Source organism: Paraburkholderia sp. J67 (genome assembly GCF_905220265.1).
Taxonomy (GTDB): Bacteria; Pseudomonadota; Gammaproteobacteria; order Burkholderiales; family Burkholderiaceae; genus Paraburkholderia.
Genome location: NZ_CAJMZK010000013.1, coordinates 126001 through 142078, shown reverse-complemented (window position 1 = coordinate 142078; position 16078 = coordinate 126001). Strand labels below are relative to the sequence as shown.

Below are 16078 nucleotides of genomic sequence, written 5' to 3'. Positions count from 1 at the left end.
CGACGGCGCAGCGCAGGAAGCGACGCGAGCAGGGCTCGCATTCATCGCTTGATCACAGCTGGCTGTCGACCGGCAACAGCAAGAATAGCCCGGTTAGCAGATTCCGGTAAAAACCCGCACCAGGATCGAGGTTGTAGGTGCGGATCATGCCGTCTTCCTCATCGGTCCAGATAAGCGGCGAGTTGGTCACGGTGCCGCGCTGCTGCGCGAGTTGGGCGGGCGTCGCGAGCGTCACGCGGTAGCTCGTTTTGGGCGATGTCGCATAGGCGAAATAGACGGCGACTTCGTGGGCGATGGGCGGGCTGTCGATGGTCAGCGCGAGTTCCGTGTTCAGGCGCGCGGAGCGGGGATCGAGATTGAGCGAGCCGATCACGAGCGTCTTTTCGTCGATCACATAGGCCTTCGCGTGCAGGCTCGCGCGGGAGCGCGAGCCCGTGATGCCGAAGTGGCGCGAGTCGCCGCCCGAATCCTGGGTGGGCTTGAACTCATAGAGATCGGCGCCGGCTTCGAGCATCGGCACGCGATAGGGGCTGTAGCCCGCCTGCACGGCGACGGCGTCGGTGGCCGCGAGCGAGTTGGTGAGGATCGCCACGCGCACGCCGTGCGCAGTGAGCGTGCGGATGGTCTGCACGCCCGCATCGTGCGGCACGAAGTACGGCGAGAACACCAGCACGCTGCTTTGCGCGGCCTGGATCCGGTCGAGCAGCGAGCGCATCGCGTCGCCCAGTTCGCCTTGCTGCGGGCCGCCGATCTTGCCCGGCGAATCGGCCACGAACTGGCACTTCGCCCACACGAGCCCGAGTTCGTTGCGCGTGATCTGCTGCGCGAGCGGCGTGGCGTTGAGCGGCTTGGCGTTATAGGGATCGGCGGTCTTGCGCCAATGCTCGCGCAGATCGTCGCGCGCGACGTCGAGATCGTGGGCGTCGAAGGTCTGATGATTGAGCACGTGAAGCGGGTACGACACGCTGCTGTTCCAGTATTCGTCGAAGCTCGCCGACACGCTCGCCGCGACCGGGCCCGCGCCGAGCACGTCGAGATCGCGGAACTGCAGCGTCGGGCTCGCGCTGAAATATTCGTCGCCCAGATTGCGTCCGCCTACGATCACGAGTTCGTTGTCCACGATCGTCGACTTGTTGTGCATGCGGCGCGTGAACTGATCGACGTTCGAGAAGAAGTTGCGCGTGCGCGTGAACATGCCTTCGCCCGCGCTGCCATACGGATTGAACACGCGGATCTGGATATTCGGATGGCTGTTGAGCGCGGCCATCAGGCGGTCGATGTCGTGGAAGTTCAGGTCGTCCACCAGCATGCGCACGCGCACGCCGCGATCGGCGGCGTAAAGCGCCGCGCCGAGCAGGAGCTTGCCGGTCGTGTCCTCGTTGGCGATGTAGTACTGCATGTCGAGTGTCTTCGTCGCCGCGCGGGCGAGCGCGACGCGCATCTGCAGCGAGTCGGTGCCGGTGGCGAGCAGGCGAAAGCCCGACTCGCCCGGATGCGCGGCTTCAGGCGCGGCGAGCGCGGCGCCAAGCGCCGTGGCGCTGGCTTGCGACGTGGGCAGCGCGGCGCTGTCCTCGCGCGGGTAGTCGGTCGCGGGCGGGCGCGTGGCGCAGGCCGCGAGGAGCGTCACGCACAGGAGCGCGAGGCTCGCGCGCTGGAGGCGTGGGCGGATGTGCGGGCCGGTGCGGCGGGACACGTTCAGAGCGGTAGGGGCGTGCAAGCGGATTCTCCTCGGCATTCGGCGCGGGGCGTCCCCGGGGCGTTCCCCATACCTGTCGTTCGCTGGGTCCGTCAGCAGAATCCGTTCCCGTGCTTCGCTTACGTTGCGCGCCGTCTACGGCCGATTCTATCGGCAAGCGGTGCAATGCGATCGGCTACGTGATGGCCGGACGATCTGCTCAGCGGCCGCGGTGATCGCTGGCGTCGTTTCACTTCGGGCGGAAACGTCGCGGGTATCGCCAGCGCGAAACTGCTTCCATCGTCAACGATGGGAGAACGCGATGAAGCCGACGACGCGAGTGGAACTAACGCAAGAGCAAGAGATTGGCGTGCCCAGAGGCGCCTGCCGACGGCTAAGGCGCGCACAGGGCGGCGTGGTGCGAGTGCTGGAAGGACGCGTGCTGATGACGGTCGAGGGCGATGCGCAGGATTACTGGCTCGCACCCGGCGAAGCGCTGCCGTTCGCGCCGGGCGAGCGGGTGTGGATCGGCGGATGGGACGAGGCCGTGCGCTGCGCGGTGAGCGTGCCGCAAGCGCCGTGGTCAGACTCCCGCCTTCTTGCGTGGCGCGCCTGGCTCGCGCGCTGGGCGGCGGCCCTGCTCAGACGGCCCGCGCGCATGCGAATGCGGTTGCGCGGGTTGCGAGGCTGACCCAGCGTGCCCGGCGCGCTTATCCGCGCGGGGTGGACGACGTAGCGGCGCGCGCTTCGTCGGCGTCGCGCTCGCTGCCGCGCGCGGGCTTGCCGGCCCAGTAGCCCGCGAGCAGCGATCCCGACAGGTTGTGCCACACCGAGAACAGCGCGCCCGGCAGGGCCGCGAGCGGCGAGAAGTAGAGCTTGCCGAGCGTCGCGGCCAGCCCCGAATTCTGCATGCCGACTTCGATGGCGAGCGTGCGGCAGACCGACTCGTCGAAGCCCAGCAGGCGCCCGCCCCAGTAGCCGCCCAGCAGGCCGATGCCGTTGTGCAGCACCACGCCCAGCGCCACGATCGGGCCGACCGTTGCGATGCTCGCGTGCGTGCCGCCCACCACGGCGGCGATGATTGCGAGGATCGACACCATCGACACGAGCGGCAGGATCGGCTCGACGCGCCGCACGAGGCCGCCCGCGAGGCGGTTGACGATCAGGCCGACCACGATCGGCAGTGCGACGATCTGCACGATGCTCATGAGCATGCCGTGTACGTCGACGACGATCGAGGCGTCCACGTAAAGGCGCGTGAGCAGCGGCGTCGCGAACACGCCCACGAGCGTGGAGAGCGCGCTGATCGTCACCGACAGCGCCACGTCGCCGCGCGCCAGATAGATCATCACGTTCGAGGCCGTGCCGCTCGCCACGCTGCCGACCAGCACCATGCCGGCGGTGAGATCGGCGCTCATGTGCAGCGCGTGCGCGATGGCCCACGCGGCCAGCGGCATCACCAGATAGTGCAGGACGATGCCGGCCAGCACCGGCGCGGGGCGCGTGAAGACACGCTGGAAATCGGCGAACGAGAGCGTCACGCCCATCGCGAGCATGATGATCGTGAGCAGCGTCGTGACGTGCGGCGTGATGGGCGTGACGGCGCCTGGATTGAAATAGGCGAAGAGCGAAACGAGGACGGCCCAGAGCGGGAACAGTCGGGTGATCGGGGCGAGCATGAGGGCGAGGGTCCGTGAGCGGGGAGGTTCGGGTACGAGCAGGTTTGTTTTGGAGGACGAACCGGAGCGGCCGTGCGCGGCCGGGGTGGCCGGCGGTGCGCATGGCGTGAGTCTCCGTTTTGCTGCTATGGAGTGCCCTCGTGGGACGGCTGGCGGGCAGACGCCAGCCGCGTATTCTAACCGCTCGCTCTCACGCGCCCGGACGGGCGCCGGGAGATGGGGCTGCGCGCGTTCAGCCCGCGTGCGTGGCGGCTTCGCGCTGCACGCGCCGGCTGATGCGATGGAAGCGCCAGGTCATGAGCGCGGCCACGCTCGCGAGCCCCGCCGCGAGCCCCCACCAGAGGCCGAGCGCGCCCAGCCCGAAGTGGAACGCGAGCGCGTAGCCGATCGGAAAGCCGATGCCCCAGTAGCCGAGCGTGGCGGCCAGCATCGGAATGCGCGTGTCCTTGAGGCCGCGCAGGCAGCCCGAGCCCACCGTCTGCATGCCGTCGACGATCTGGAAGATCGCCGCCACGCCCAGCAGCGAGGCTGCGAGCGCGACGGTCTGCGCGTTGGCAGGGTCGTCGAGCCGCAAATACAGGCCGACGATCCAGTGCGGCGCGAGCACCATCACGAGCGCCGACATCGACATGAAGCCCACGCCCAGACCCAGCGCGACGAAGCCCGCGTGGCGCGCCGCGCCCGGCTGGCCCGCGCCGATCCAGTAGCCCACGCGTACGTTGGCCGCCTGGCCGATCGAGAGCGGCACCATGAACATCACCGAAGCCACGTTCAGCGCGATCTGGTGTGCGGCCAGCGGCATCGAACCGAGCAGGCCCATGACGAGGCCGGTGGCGAGAAAGAGCGTCGCCTCGACCGCGTAGGTGATCGCCACAGGCCAGCCGACCGCGAACAGTTCGCCCATCATCGGCGCGGTGGGGCGGCGTGCGACCACGAAGTGCTGGTGCGAGGGCCGCAGATGCAGCAGGGCCATCAGCAAGAGCGTGGTTAGCCAGATGGTCACGGTGGTCGCCGCTGCCGAGCCGAGAAAGCCCAGGCGCGGCAGACCCCAGACGCCGTGGATCAGTCCGTAGTTGAGAAAGCCGTTGAAGAACACGCTGCCAATCGACACCCAGAGCAGCCGCCTGGCCGCGCCGATGGCGGGCAGGAACGCGCGCATCAGCCCGACGCCAATCAGGCTCGCGGGTGCGCCCCAACGCAGCACGGCCGCGTATTCGCCGACCTGATGGGCGAGCACGGACGGCTCGCCGAGCGCAACGAGCACGGGCGTGGCGAACGACAGCAGGAGGAACGCGGGCACGGCCAGCAGCAGCGAGAGCGCGAAACCGGTCCAGTAGATGTGCGGCACGCGGTGCAGATCGTCGGCGCCGCGCGCCTGCGCGACGCTCACGCTCACCGAGGTCAGCACGCCTTGCAACACCGTCACCACGACGAAGAACAGATTGGCGCCCAGGCCGCCCGCTGCGAGCGCACCCGCGCCCAGCGAGCCGAGCAGGACGGTGTCGGTCACGCTCATCGCCATCTGCGAAAGCTGGGCGATGGCGAGCGGCGCGGCGAGGCGCGCGGTGTCGGCGGCGTGGCGGCGCAGCGAGGGCGGGGCGATGGCGCGGCGCGCATCGTGGGCGCGCGTGGGGGCGGTGGATCGGGTCATGAAAGCAGACGCGGCGCGAATAATCGCGCCGCGTGTCCTGTGTGTGCGTTCGTGTCGGGGCTGAAAGCTTATGGCGAGATTACCCTGCTTTCGGACAAAAAGCACTTATCTGGTGCATTTGCTTTCGGAAGCGTTTCGGTAGAGCTTCGTCCGCGCTTCGCCGCCACCGGGGCCGAACGTGCCGGCGCGGGCTAATCCGCCTCCTGGATCGCGATGCGCGTATCCCCCAGCAGTACCGATTGACCCGCGCGGATCTTGCAGGTCTTGCGCAGCTCGACTTCGCCGTCCACCTTGACGGCGCCCGAGGCGACGATCTGCTTGGCCGAGCCGCCGCTATCGGCGAGACCCGTGATCTTCAGAAGGTTGTGGAGTTCGACGTAGTCGCCGGTCAGGGTGAAAGCGAGATTGGGCATGGCGTATCGGGAATCAGGAGCGCGCCGCGCGGGCGCGCGAAGGGTGAGCATCATAAGCGATCCCACGCTGGCGAGCGGTGGATACATCTCGGGGCCAGATGTTATGAAATCGTCAGAAAGTGAAACGGTGAGTAACGCTGCGGGACTTGGCAGGCTTCCTCAGACAAAAATGGATTCACCCCAGCCGGGAACGCTGCCTCACACCAGCATCACGTGAGGCAGCGGCTTTATCGAGCAAGACCGCGCCGCATGGGCACGCCCATTGCGGACCGGTCACTGGAACTACTGCAAAGAGGATATGCCATGACCCAGATTCGCAAGCTGCTTACCGCTACTGCTATCGCCACTGCTGCCGTCTTTGCGCAGAGCGCCTTCGCCCAGACCGCGGCGCAAGCAGGTGTCGAAGCACCGTCTGCCGCACCCAGCCAGGCACCGGCTGCCAACGGCATCGCGCAACCCGCGCCCGCCCCGCAGAACCTGACCGCGCCGCAATCGAATGATCCGCTGGTGCAAAAGCGTAGTGCCAACGCGCAGGCCAACGCGGAATACCGCAGCGCCAAGAAGTCGGCCAATGCCGAGTACAGCGACGCGAAGAAGCAAGCCAAGTCGCAGTACAAGTCGCAGGTCAAGGACGCGAAGATCAACCACAAGGCCGATCGTCAGGCCAATGATTCGGAAATGAAGGATCAGATGAACGGCCAGTCGGCCCAGCAGGCGGGCGCCCAGCAACAGGGCGGTACGGCCCAGCCGTAAGGCTCGTTTTTTTCGACTGCTTGAAGCGGCGGCGCCCGGAAACGGGCGTCGCCGTTTTTACATGGGTACGATGTTCAGGGGCTGATCGCGACGTTCGCATATAAATATCGCCAGATCACGGCAAGATCGACGCTTGCCGGGGTGAGGTGTATGGATATACAGTATGCGTCGCCGCGTCTCGTATAAGACGCGCTTCCATCTCTTGTCATCTGCTGCCGTGTCCACCGTCTCTCTCGCCGATTCCTCCCGCGCCGAAACGGGGTTGCCCGACGTGGCAGCCTACCTCGCGAAGCTTAACGACGCCCAGCGCGCCGCAGTCGAGCACGGCGGCCCGCAGGCCTTCGCGCCGGGTGCCGTACTGCCCGAGCCGCTGCTCGTGATCGCCGGGGCGGGGTCAGGCAAGACGAATACGCTGGCGCATCGCGTCGCGCATCTGGTCGTCAATGGCGCCGATCCACATCGCATCTTGCTGCTAACGTTCTCGCGCCGTGCGGCGCAGGAGATGACCCGGCGCGTCTCGCGCATCGCAGCGGGCGTGTCGGGCGCTGCCGCCACGCTCTCGCAAGGGCTCACCTGGGCAGGCACGTTTCACGGCGTTGGCGCGCGGTTGTTGCGCGAATACGCGGAGCAAATCGGCCTTTCGCCAGCGTTCACGATCAACGACCGCGAAGATTCCGCCGATCTCATGAACTTGGTGCGTCATGAGTTAGGATTGTCGGCGAAAGAGAAGCGATTTCCCGCTAAATCGACGTGTCTGGCGATCTACTCGCGCGTCGTCAACACCGGCGACTCGCTCGCGAACGTGCTTGCGCGCTCGTTCTCCTGGTGTCTCGAATGGGAGCCGCAACTGCGTGCCTTGTTCGCGGCGTATACCGAGGCCAAGCAGAAGCAGAACGTCCTCGATTACGACGATCTGTTGCTATATTGGGCGCATATGGCGGCAGAACCGGCTATCGCCGCCGATCTCGCCGCACGCTTCGATCACATTCTGGTGGACGAGTATCAGGACACCAACCGCCTGCAAGCGTCGATCCTGCTCGCGCTCAAGCCCGATGGCCGCGGCCTCACCGTGGTCGGCGACGATGCCCAGTCGATCTACGCGTTTCGTGGCGCAACGGTGCGCAACATCCTCGATTTCCCCGCGCATTTCGATCCGCCCGCGCGACAGGTGACGCTCGAACGCAACTACCGCTCGACCGAACCGATCCTCGCCGCGTCGAACGCGGTGATGGATGCCGCCACCGAGCGCTACACCAAGAACCTCTGGACCGACCGCGCCTCGCAGCAGCGTCCGCGTCTCGTTACCGTCGCCGATGAAGCTACCCAGGCGCGCTACGTGGTCGAGCAGATTCTCGAAGCGCGCGAGGGCGGCATGAGGCTCAAGCAGCAGGCCGTGCTGTTTCGCGCCGCGCACCACAGTGCGACGCTCGAAATCGAACTCGCGCGTCGCAACATCCCGTTCGTGAAGTTCGGCGGGCTGCGTTTTCTGGACGCCGCGCACGTCAAGGACGTGCTGGCGGTGCTGCGCTGGGCGGAGAATCCGCTCGACCGCGTGGCGGGCTTTCGCGTGACGCAACTGATGCCCGGCGTCGGGCCGGCCACGGCCGCGCGGCTGCTCGATCAGGTTGCAGCGTGCACGGGGGCTTACCGCGCCGCCCAGGCGCTCGCCGCCTTCGCGCCGCCGCCGCGCGCGGCCGAGGACTGGCCTGCGTTCACTTCGCTCATCGACACGCTCGGCGCGCGCGCCACGCCCTGGCCTGGCGAATTCGAGCGGGTGCGGCGCTGGTACGAGCCGCATCTGAAGCGCAATCACGAAGACGCTCAGGTGCGTCTGGCCGATCTTCTGCAGATGGAGAGCATCGCGAGCACCTATGCTTCGCGCGAGCGCTTCCTGACCGAACTCACACTCGATCCGCCCGACGCGACCAGCGCTGAATCGGCCGATCCGCTGCTCGACGAGGACTACCTGATTCTCTCGACGATCCACTCGGCCAAAGGCCAGGAGTGGCGCAACGTGTTCGTGCTCAACGGTGTGGATGGCTGCATTCCGTCCGATCTGGGCGCGGGCAGCGACGAGGAACTGGAGGAGGAGCGCCGCCTGCTCTACGTGGCGATGACGCGCGCGAAAGAGGATCTGCACATCGTCGTGCCGCAGCGCTTTTATGTGCACAACCAGGTGGCGTCGGGCGATCGCCACGTGTGGGCGTCGCGTACGCGCTTTATCGGCGCGCAGATGCTGCCGCTGTTCGAATCGTGCGCCTGGCCGCCCCCGCCCGTGATCAGCGCGCCGAGCGCCGCGGGGCTGGCCGCCGCGGCAAAAGCGAAGGTCGAGATCGGCGCGAAGCTGCGCAAGATGTGGGAGTAGGCGGGCGCCGCCCAAGACAAGCAAGACGCGGCGCGGCCGGGGCAGGCCGCGCCTGGGGCTTCGATGATGCGCCGACGCTCAGCGCGTCTGGTTTCGCGGCGGCGGCACGAAGAAGTTGCGCAGCCACGCGGCGAGGCGCGTGAATACGTCGTCGGGTTCCTCGACGAAGATTTCCGGCTTCAGCAGACGCAGATATTCCATGATCTGCTGCGCTTCCTGCTTCTGGAACGTGCCGTGCGTGATGCCCATGCGCAACAGGCCGCGCAGCTCGCCCAGACGCTCGCGCGCGAGACTGCCGGTCGCCTGTTCGCAGCCGATCTTCGCTTCGTAGACGCGCTGTCGCAGCGACTCCGCGAGACGCCAGGAGGGCGTCTGCATCTTTTCCTCCAGCGCCTGGATGTCCTGCACGCCCGACTTGATCTGCGCGGCGAGCGGGTCGATCAGCGTTTCTTCGCCCTGCGCCTCGTGCACGATCGCGGCAGCCCATTCGCGGCATTGCTTCGCCAGCTCCTCGGGCGTCCATTCGGAGCGCGCAGCAAAGCCGAAGCCGAACTCGCCGGCATGGCGCATCAGCATCGAAACGACTTCCGGAAACTCCTTGTCGAGCGTGCGCTTGGCCCACGCGTACTGGCCGCCCTGCAAGAGACGTTGCACGGCCTGCTCGGTGAGCGGCGTCATGTTGTCCAGCAGTTTCGCGCGCAGGAAGTCCTCAAACGACGGCGTCAGAAACTGCGGGTCGAGCTTGAGCGAGACGCGCAAAAACGCGTCGAAATCCTTGCGCAGCGACGCAAGCGTTTCTTCCTTGAGATTGAGGGTGATGTGCCCCATTGTGGTTGCCCCGGTGTATTCCTGGCGGTGCCTGGCTTCGCTTGGCCCGATGGCGCCAAAGCAGGCCTCGACGGTTTAACGGCGCATGGGGGCGAAACTTGAGCCTGGCGGGCCGAGGACCCGCTCGAAAGTGCCCGCAGGCGGGGCGCCCGGCGCTCAGCGCAGCACCACGCCCTGCCAGAAAAAGAACGCACCCAACCCGACGGCGATGGTGAGGAGCGGCCGCTTCGTGAGTGCGCTCACGCCAATGGCCGCGAGCGCGCCGACGAGCTGCGGATTGCGCCACGTCAGCTCGGCATTCTGGCCATGTGGCGAGACGGCCATCGGCACGATGATCGCCGTGAGCACCGTGACCGGCACGAAGCCGAGCGCCGTGCGCACGAGCGGCGGGAACACGAGACGCTCGCCCAGCACGAAGACGGCGGTGCGTACGACCCAGGTGATGAGGGCCATGCCGAGAATCAGGACGACGTAGTTCATGGCGTTGCTTGTCGCGTTGTTCATTGGCGGCCTGCGGCGATGGCGTGTTGATCGAGTTGATTCTGGCGAGGCTGGCGAGGCCTGTCCGGGGGCGTGGCGCTTGCGTTGGCCTCGCTGCGTTCAGCGGGGGCATCGTCTGCATCGAGTGGCTTGCGCGGCCGTGACAGTGCGACACCGACGGCCACACCCACGAGCACCGCGCCAAGCAGCCCGAGCTTGTACGGCCAGCCCTGCCAGAAGAAGGCAAGCGCGCCCGCCGTGAGGGCGGCGGCCAGATAGCGCACGGCAACGAGCTGCGGAACGACGATGGCGATGAAGGTGGCGACCATCGCGAAGTCGAGACCGAGCGACTGGAGCCCCGGAAACGCCGCGCCGAACAGCAGGCCGAGCGCCGTCCAGAGCTGCCAGTTCAGGTACATCGAGAGGCCCGAGCCGAGGAAGTGCCACGGCGACACGTCGCCGGGCGCGTGACGGCGGAAGTAAGCCCAGGCGACGGCGAACACCTCGTCGGTGAGCAGGCCGCCGAGCGCGAGGCGCCAGCGCAGCGGCAGATGCGAGACATAGGGCGCGAGCGTCGCGCTATAGAGCACGTGACGCAGATTGACGATGAGTGTGGTCGCCCAGATCACGGCGAAGCTCGCGTGCGAGGCGATCAGCCCGAGCGCGATGAACTGCGCAGAACCTGCGAACACGGCGAGCGACATCAACTGGCCGTGCCAGAGCGCAAGCGGCCCGGTGGCGACGAGCGTGCCGAAAATCATGCCGAAGGGCGCGGCGCCGACCATCATCGGCAGGGTGTCGCGCGCGCCCGCGACGAATTCCTTGAAACGGTGGGGATGCGTGGTCAAGCTGGTCTCCTCATACGGAAATCCAGCATAGCGAGCGGCCGCGCGCGTGGCTTGTACGATCTTGCGGTGAGGTTCAGGCCGTCTGCCAGCGTCCCGGCGGTACGCCGAACATGCGGCGAAAGTGCCGTGTGAAGTGGCTCTGGTCGGTAAAGCCCTGAGCGGCGGCCACATCGGCCACTGCGGCACCCGCGCGCAAGGGTGCGAGCGCGCGTTGCAGGCGCAACTGCGTGCGCCACGCATGCGGCGGCAGGCCGGTGGACTGGGTAAAGAGGCGCGTCGCGTGGAACGGCGAAAGGCCGACGGCCTGCGCGAGATCGGCCACACGCAGTGGCGTGGCGAGATCGGCGGCGAGCAGGGCTTTCATGGACTCGACGCGCGGCTCATTCGGCGCGGTGGCGAGTGGTGCCGCACGGGTGCGGGCATGACGGGTGAGAAGCGTCGACAGGGCGTCGATCAGGGCGTCTTCGGCCGTGAGCAAGTCGCTAGACGCGGGTGTCGGGTGGGTTTGCGCGCCGCTCGCTTGCCTGCGCGAGCGGTCGGTGGCCGTTTCCATCAGCTGATGTGCGCGGGAGAGGCGGCGCGCCAGATCGAGATCGCGGATCACCTCGGCGTCGAACCACGGCAGCGGCTGCGGGCAGCCCGCGATTTCGCCCGCGAGCGCCTGCAAATAGTCCACCGGCACGTACATCACGCGATAGCGCCAGCCTTCGTCGACGGCACGCGCGCCGGTATGAAGTTCGCCCGGGTTGATCACGGGCACGCTGCCCGCTTCCGCGACGTGGTGCGACCCGCTGTAGCGATAGCATTCGGCGCCTTCCTCGATCACGGGGACCGTGTAGGCGTCGTGCCAGTGAGGCGTGAACTCGTGATCGTGATACTCGGCCGTGAGCAACTCCGCGCCGGGCAGGAGCGGCGAGCGCCAGTAACGGGCGGAATCGCGAAAACGGGAGAGGGTCATGGCACGGGTCCGGCGGCGACCCTTGCAGTTTAGCGCACCGGGATGGTCGTGCCGGCCGGCATCGGAACGGCGGTGACGCTGTTCTTGGCGCTGCCGCTCACGACGCGGTCGCTGTAGGTCAGGTAGACGAGCGCGTTGCGCTTCGTATCGACCACACGGACCACGTGCAACGTCTTGAAGAGGAACGACATGCGCTCGTTGAAGACATCGGCTTGCTGTTTGAGCGGCGCGGCGAAGCTGATCGGCCCGACCTGGCGGCAGGCGATGGAGGCTTCGGTCGGATCTTCGGCAATGCCGAGCGTGCCTTTCACGCCACCGGTGCGCGCGCGCGAGACATAGCAGGTGACGCCTTGCACGGCGGGGTCGTCGTAGGCCTCGACGACGACCTTGTCGGAGCCGGTCACGCGGAAGTTGGTGTTCACGCTGCCGATCTGCTCGGCGTGGGCCGCGCTCACGAGGAGCGTGCTCGCGCAAACGGCCAGCGCGAGGCGCAGGCAGGCGGCGTAGCGGGTCGATTTCATGCGGATTCCCGAGAATGGTGAAGCCGTATTATCGGGCAGGGTGGGTGAGGATAACGGCTAAACGTGGATCGTCAGATCCATTGCATCGTGCAGGATGCGGAGCACGTCGATACTTCGCGATTCTTCGGAGAAGACGCGAAACATGACAAAGTGCCGCCCTTTGCGTCGATTGCGAGCGACGTGCAAGGTCATGAGGCCTCTGGCGATCTCGTCACGCCTGCGAACGCCGGGCAGATTCGGACCAGACGTCAGATCCTGCAATGTGCTCGAGAGCGTGCGCGCGTAGTCCTGCGCCTGGGCAGTGCCAAATTGTTCGGCCGTCCAACGCACGATGCTGCGGAAATCGTTCACGGCGAGGTCTGCAAGCCGGACGTGCCAATCGCCTTTGCGGGCAGTCATTGCGAGCGTTTTGCCGCGCTTGCAGGTGTGAGCACATCTTCGGTAATGGCATCGAGATATTCGGCCAACGCTTCGGAGGATGAAAAACTCTTCAGGCGTCCGGCGTCGGCGTCGGCAATACCCGCGTGAGCGGCGTCGCGCAACGTTTCAAGCTTCTCGTGCATTTCCACTTCTTCACGCTCGATCAAACGCAAGCCTGCGCGTAGCACTTCGCTTGCATTCTGAAATCGGCCCGAGTTGACGAGCGAGTCAACCAGGTGAGCCTGACGTTCGGTGAGTACGACGTTGCGAGTAGGCATGGCGGCAACCTTCGGCACAGTGCATATTGGCAGATTATGCCACTCGGACCCGGAAGCACTCGAAAGCGCGCCATAAAAATTTGCGCTGCGCCAAAAGAAAAAGCCGTTGCGTGATTCACGCAACGGCTTCGATTTTGGCTCCTCGACCTGGGCTCGAACCAGGGACCTACGGATTAACAGTCCGGCGCTCTACCGACTGAGCTATCGAGGAACAGCAGTACAACTTACAGCTATTAACTTCTTCAAAAAGCCCGTTTTGATTAACGGGCCTTTGCTAATTCTGGCTCCCCGACCTGGGCTCGAACCAGGGACCTACGGATTAACAGTCCGGCGCTCTACCGACTGAGCTATCGGGGATCTGCAAAAGCAGAGAACGAAATTCTATGGTGTCTGGAGCAGTCTGTCAACACCTGATCGTCATCTTATTTTAATTCCCGTCGAAAAATCGTTCGAGGGAGGGATGACGAGGCCGCAGCCGCTGCCCCAGACGCACGGGTTACCCGTGCGAGAGGCCTGCTATCAACGTGCGAGAAGCGCGAGCTTGTCCTTCACGTCCTTGAATTCTTCGGCTTCCGGCAGCGCGGGCTTGGTCTTGGTGATGCTCGGCCAGCTCTTCGCCAGTTCGGCATTCAGTTCGGTGAAGTGTTGCTGGTCGCCAGGCACGTCTTCTTCAGCGTAAATGGCGTTCACCGGGCATTCGGCGACGCAAACAGCGCAGTCGATGCACTCGTCCGGATCAATCGCGAGGAAGTTGGGACCTTCGCGAAAGCAGTCCACCGGGCACACATCGACGCAGTCGGTATAGCGGCACTTGATGCAGCTTTCGGTCACAACGTGGGTCATTCAGGCAGCTCCTGCATGCTTTGTATCGTGGGTTGGCGCGGGGATGGCCGGGGTTGGCCATTCGCCAAAAGCGGTATTGTAACTTAATGCGTTTTTTCCTAACCAGACGCCCGCAACGCTTCTTAGATCGTTTCGTGATTAGTTTATGCGCTGGGCGCGCGAGCAACCGGCGCGCGATTTTCGCGCGAATTTTGCGCGAGGTCCATGCATTTGGCCCTGGCGCCGACAGGGGCGTGCTGCATTGCCGGCTGCCGCCGCGCGGCTTCGGGTAACATGGGCGCACCGTCGGCGCACGCCGCCCGCAGCGCCGCAACCGCCTTATCTGCCTCACGAAGGCGAGGGCGCCGCGAGCGGGAGAGACAGGCGCGCGCCCTCCGATTGCAGTCCGGCTGGCCCATCATGATCATTACTTCGCTGCTCGATACCGATCTGTACAAATTCACGATGATGCAGGTGGTGCTGCATCATTTCCCCGCGGCCAATGTGGAATATCGCTTCCGCTGCCGCACGCCCGACGTCGATCTCGTGCCGTATGTCGACGAGATCCGCAGCGAGATCCAGAAGCTCTGCCGCCTGCGCTTTGCCGAGCCCGAGCTCGAGTATCTGCGCAAGATGCGCTTCATCAAGGGCGATTTCATCGACTTTCTCGCGCTGTTCCATCTGAACGAGAAGTACATCACGGTGACGCCTTCGGCCAAGGGCAATGGCGAGATCGACATCGAGATCAAGGGGCCGTGGCTGCACACGATCCTGTTCGAGATCCCGGTGCTGGCGATCGTCAACGAAGTCTATTTCCGCAACACACAGCATCATCCGCAGTACGACGAGGGCCGCGAGCGCCTGCGCCGCAAGATCGAGCTGCTCGGCGCGAGACCTGAGTTCGCCGACTGCAAGATCGCCGACTACGGCACGCGCCGCCGCTTCTCCAAGCGCTGGCACGAAGAGGTGATTCTCACACTCAAGGAAGATCTGGGCGAGCAGTTCACGGGCACGAGCAACGTGTACTACGCGATGAAGCACAACCTCACGCCGCTCGGCACGATGGCGCATGAGTATCTTCAGGCCTGCCAGGCACTCGGCCCGCGTCTGCGCGATTCGCAGATCTACGGCTTCGAGATGTGGGCGAAGGAGTATCGCGGCGACCTCGGCATCGCGCTCTCGGACGTCTACGGCATGCAGGCTTTCCTGCGCGACTTCGACATGTACTTCTGCAAGCTCTTCGACGGTGCGCGCCACGATTCGGGCGATCCGTTCGACTGGGGCGAGCGCCTGCTCAAGCACTACGAGGACAACCGCGTCGACGCCCGCACGAAGACCATGATCTTCTCGGACGCGCTCGATATTCCGAAGGTGCTGAGTCTCTACGAGCGCTTCAAGGATCGCTGCCGTCTCGCCTTTGGCGTGGGCACCAATCTGACCAACGACCTCGGCTACCAGCCGTTGCAGATCGTCATCAAGATGGTTCGCTGCAACGGCCAGCCCGTGGCCAAGCTGTCCGATTCTCCGGGCAAGAACATGTGCGACGACAAGGCCTATCTCGCCTATCTGCGCCAGGTGTTCGGCATCGAGCAACCCACGGAAGAGGAGAGCGCGGGCAAGTAATGGCCACGCCACCAGCCTCCTCCAGGCGGTAAGACACAAGGCGACGCGCCGTTATAATCGGCGCGTCGCCTTTCTTCATTTGACGAGGATGTTCATGGACACCACGGCCGCCCGCCGCAGCATACTCGCGCGCATCCGCGCGGCCCAGGGTCGCGATGCGACACCCACGCCGCACGAGCGGGAAGCCGTCGCCGACTACCTCGCGCGTCATCCCCAGGGGCCGCGCCCGCCGCTCGAAGGCGACCTCGTCGCGCGCTTCGTCGAACAGGCGAAGAGCATGGCCACCACCGTCGATGAAGTCGCGCAACTGGCCGATGTGCCGGCCGCCGCGGCGCGCTATCTGGCTTCGCTCGGATTGCCGACGCAGGCTGTTGCCTGGCAGACGCTCGAATCGTTCGACTGGAGCGGCGCGGGCCTGAGCGTCGAATTCCGCAAGCCCGAGGATCGCGATCTGGTCGGCCTCACGGGCTGCTTCTGCGCGACGGCTGAAACGGGCACGCTGGTGCTGCTGTCCGGCCCGCAGACCTGGGCCTCGGGCGCGCTGCTGCCCGAGACGCACATCGCCGTGGTGCCGGCCTCGCGCATCGTGGCGGGTCATGAGGATGCCTTCGCACTCATGCGTGCCGAGCGCGGCGAGCTGCCGCGCGCGGTCAATTTCGTGTCGGGGCCCTCGCGCACCGGCGATATCGAACAAACCATCGTGCTCGGCGCGCATGGGCCGTATCGCGTGCATGTCATCGTCGTACATGGCGCGTGACGTTCGC

Annotated in this window: 17 protein-coding genes and 2 tRNA genes; 5 read left to right on the top strand and 14 right to left on the bottom strand. The window is 65.7% G+C overall.

The features are described from left to right. Positions 1-52 precede the first annotated feature (52 nt). Positions 53-1717, bottom strand: a complete 1665-nt coding sequence (locus tag U5782_RS23250) for a phospholipase D-like domain-containing protein (protein ID WP_415914387.1) — start codon at positions 1715-1717, stop codon at positions 53-55. Between the two features lie 280 nt (positions 1718-1997). On the opposite strand from U5782_RS23250, the gene U5782_RS23245 reads away from it, so the two are divergent. Continuing rightward, positions 1998-2366 carry a DUF2917 domain-containing protein gene (locus U5782_RS23245; RefSeq protein WP_322046221.1) on the top strand — a complete coding sequence of 123 codons (369 nt, stop codon included), beginning with the start codon at positions 1998-2000 and terminating at the stop codon, positions 2364-2366. A 19-nt stretch (positions 2367-2385) separates the two neighbouring features. Here the strand turns inward: U5782_RS23245 and panS are convergent, their stop codons facing one another. From panS to U5782_RS23230, 3 genes are all read right to left on the bottom strand, one after another. Then, positions 2386-3354, bottom strand: a complete 969-nt coding sequence (panS, locus tag U5782_RS23240) for a ketopantoate/pantoate/pantothenate transporter PanS (RefSeq protein ID WP_322046220.1) — start codon at positions 3352-3354, stop codon at positions 2386-2388. Between the two features lie 232 nt (positions 3355-3586). After that, positions 3587-5005 carry an MATE family efflux transporter gene (locus U5782_RS23235; protein ID WP_322046219.1) on the bottom strand — a complete coding sequence of 473 codons (1419 nt, stop codon included), beginning with the start codon at positions 5003-5005 and terminating at the stop codon, positions 3587-3589. A 191-nt stretch (positions 5006-5196) separates the two neighbouring features. Beyond that, positions 5197-5418 carry an RNA-binding S4 domain-containing protein gene (locus U5782_RS23230; RefSeq protein WP_322046218.1) on the bottom strand — a complete coding sequence of 74 codons (222 nt, stop codon included), beginning with the start codon at positions 5416-5418 and terminating at the stop codon, positions 5197-5199. 303 nt (positions 5419-5721) lie between these two features. On the opposite strand from U5782_RS23230, the gene U5782_RS23225 reads away from it, so the two are divergent. Together U5782_RS23225 and U5782_RS23220 are read left to right on the top strand one after the other, a co-directional pair. Then, on the top strand, positions 5722-6171 hold the full coding sequence (locus U5782_RS23225) for a hypothetical protein (RefSeq protein ID WP_322046217.1): 450 nt from the start codon (positions 5722-5724) through the stop codon (positions 6169-6171). 163 nt (positions 6172-6334) lie between these two features. Beyond that, complete coding sequence (locus U5782_RS23220; RefSeq protein WP_322046216.1) at positions 6335-8536, top strand: ATP-dependent helicase; 2202 nt, start codon at positions 6335-6337, stop codon at positions 8534-8536. A 78-nt stretch (positions 8537-8614) separates the two neighbouring features. Here U5782_RS23220 and U5782_RS23215 read toward each other — a convergent pair whose 3' ends face one another. The 10 genes from U5782_RS23215 to fdxA form a co-directional block, all read right to left on the bottom strand. Further along, positions 8615-9364, bottom strand: a complete 750-nt coding sequence (locus tag U5782_RS23215; RefSeq protein WP_322046215.1) for a DUF4088 family protein — start codon at positions 9362-9364, stop codon at positions 8615-8617. A 156-nt stretch (positions 9365-9520) separates the two neighbouring features. Beyond that, positions 9521-9844, bottom strand: a complete 324-nt coding sequence (locus tag U5782_RS23210) for an AzlD domain-containing protein (protein ID WP_322046214.1) — start codon at positions 9842-9844, stop codon at positions 9521-9523. Positions 9845-9864: 20 nt separating this feature from the next. Beyond that, positions 9865-10632, bottom strand: a complete 768-nt coding sequence (locus tag U5782_RS23205; protein WP_322046271.1) for an AzlC family ABC transporter permease — start codon at positions 10630-10632, stop codon at positions 9865-9867. Positions 10633-10765: 133 nt separating this feature from the next. Next, a complete protein-coding gene (locus U5782_RS23200; RefSeq protein ID WP_322046213.1) occupies positions 10766-11650 on the bottom strand; it encodes an AraC family transcriptional regulator in 885 nt (294 codons plus the stop codon). A gap of 29 nt (positions 11651-11679) precedes the next feature. Continuing rightward, on the bottom strand, positions 11680-12171 hold the full coding sequence (locus U5782_RS23195; RefSeq protein ID WP_322046212.1) for a CreA family protein: 492 nt from the start codon (positions 12169-12171) through the stop codon (positions 11680-11682). 57 nt (positions 12172-12228) lie between these two features. Beyond that, positions 12229-12570 carry a type II toxin-antitoxin system RelE/ParE family toxin gene (locus U5782_RS23190; protein ID WP_322046211.1) on the bottom strand — a complete coding sequence of 114 codons (342 nt, stop codon included), beginning with the start codon at positions 12568-12570 and terminating at the stop codon, positions 12229-12231. Next, positions 12567-12992: a type II toxin-antitoxin system ParD family antitoxin gene (locus U5782_RS23185; RefSeq protein ID WP_322046210.1), complete on the bottom strand. Its 426-nt coding sequence runs from the start codon at positions 12990-12992 to the stop codon at positions 12567-12569. Before U5782_RS23185 ends, U5782_RS23190 begins: the two co-directional genes overlap by 4 nt. A gap of 12 nt (positions 12993-13004) precedes the next feature. Next, positions 13005-13080, bottom strand: a tRNA-Asn gene (locus U5782_RS23180). A 70-nt stretch (positions 13081-13150) separates the two neighbouring features. After that, positions 13151-13226: transfer RNA gene (locus U5782_RS23175), tRNA-Asn, on the bottom strand. Positions 13227-13388: 162 nt separating this feature from the next. Beyond that, positions 13389-13712, bottom strand: a complete 324-nt coding sequence (gene fdxA, locus U5782_RS23170) for a ferredoxin FdxA (RefSeq protein ID WP_205984216.1) — start codon at positions 13710-13712, stop codon at positions 13389-13391. A gap of 399 nt (positions 13713-14111) precedes the next feature. Here fdxA and pncB point away from each other — a divergent pair, with 399 nt between their 5' ends. Next, positions 14112-15314, top strand: a complete 1203-nt coding sequence (pncB, locus tag U5782_RS23165) for a nicotinate phosphoribosyltransferase (RefSeq protein WP_322046209.1) — start codon at positions 14112-14114, stop codon at positions 15312-15314. A gap of 94 nt (positions 15315-15408) precedes the next feature. After that, positions 15409-16071 carry a lactate utilization protein C gene (locus tag U5782_RS23160; RefSeq protein WP_322046208.1) on the top strand — a complete coding sequence of 221 codons (663 nt, stop codon included), beginning with the start codon at positions 15409-15411 and terminating at the stop codon, positions 16069-16071. Positions 16072-16078 lie beyond the last annotated feature (7 nt).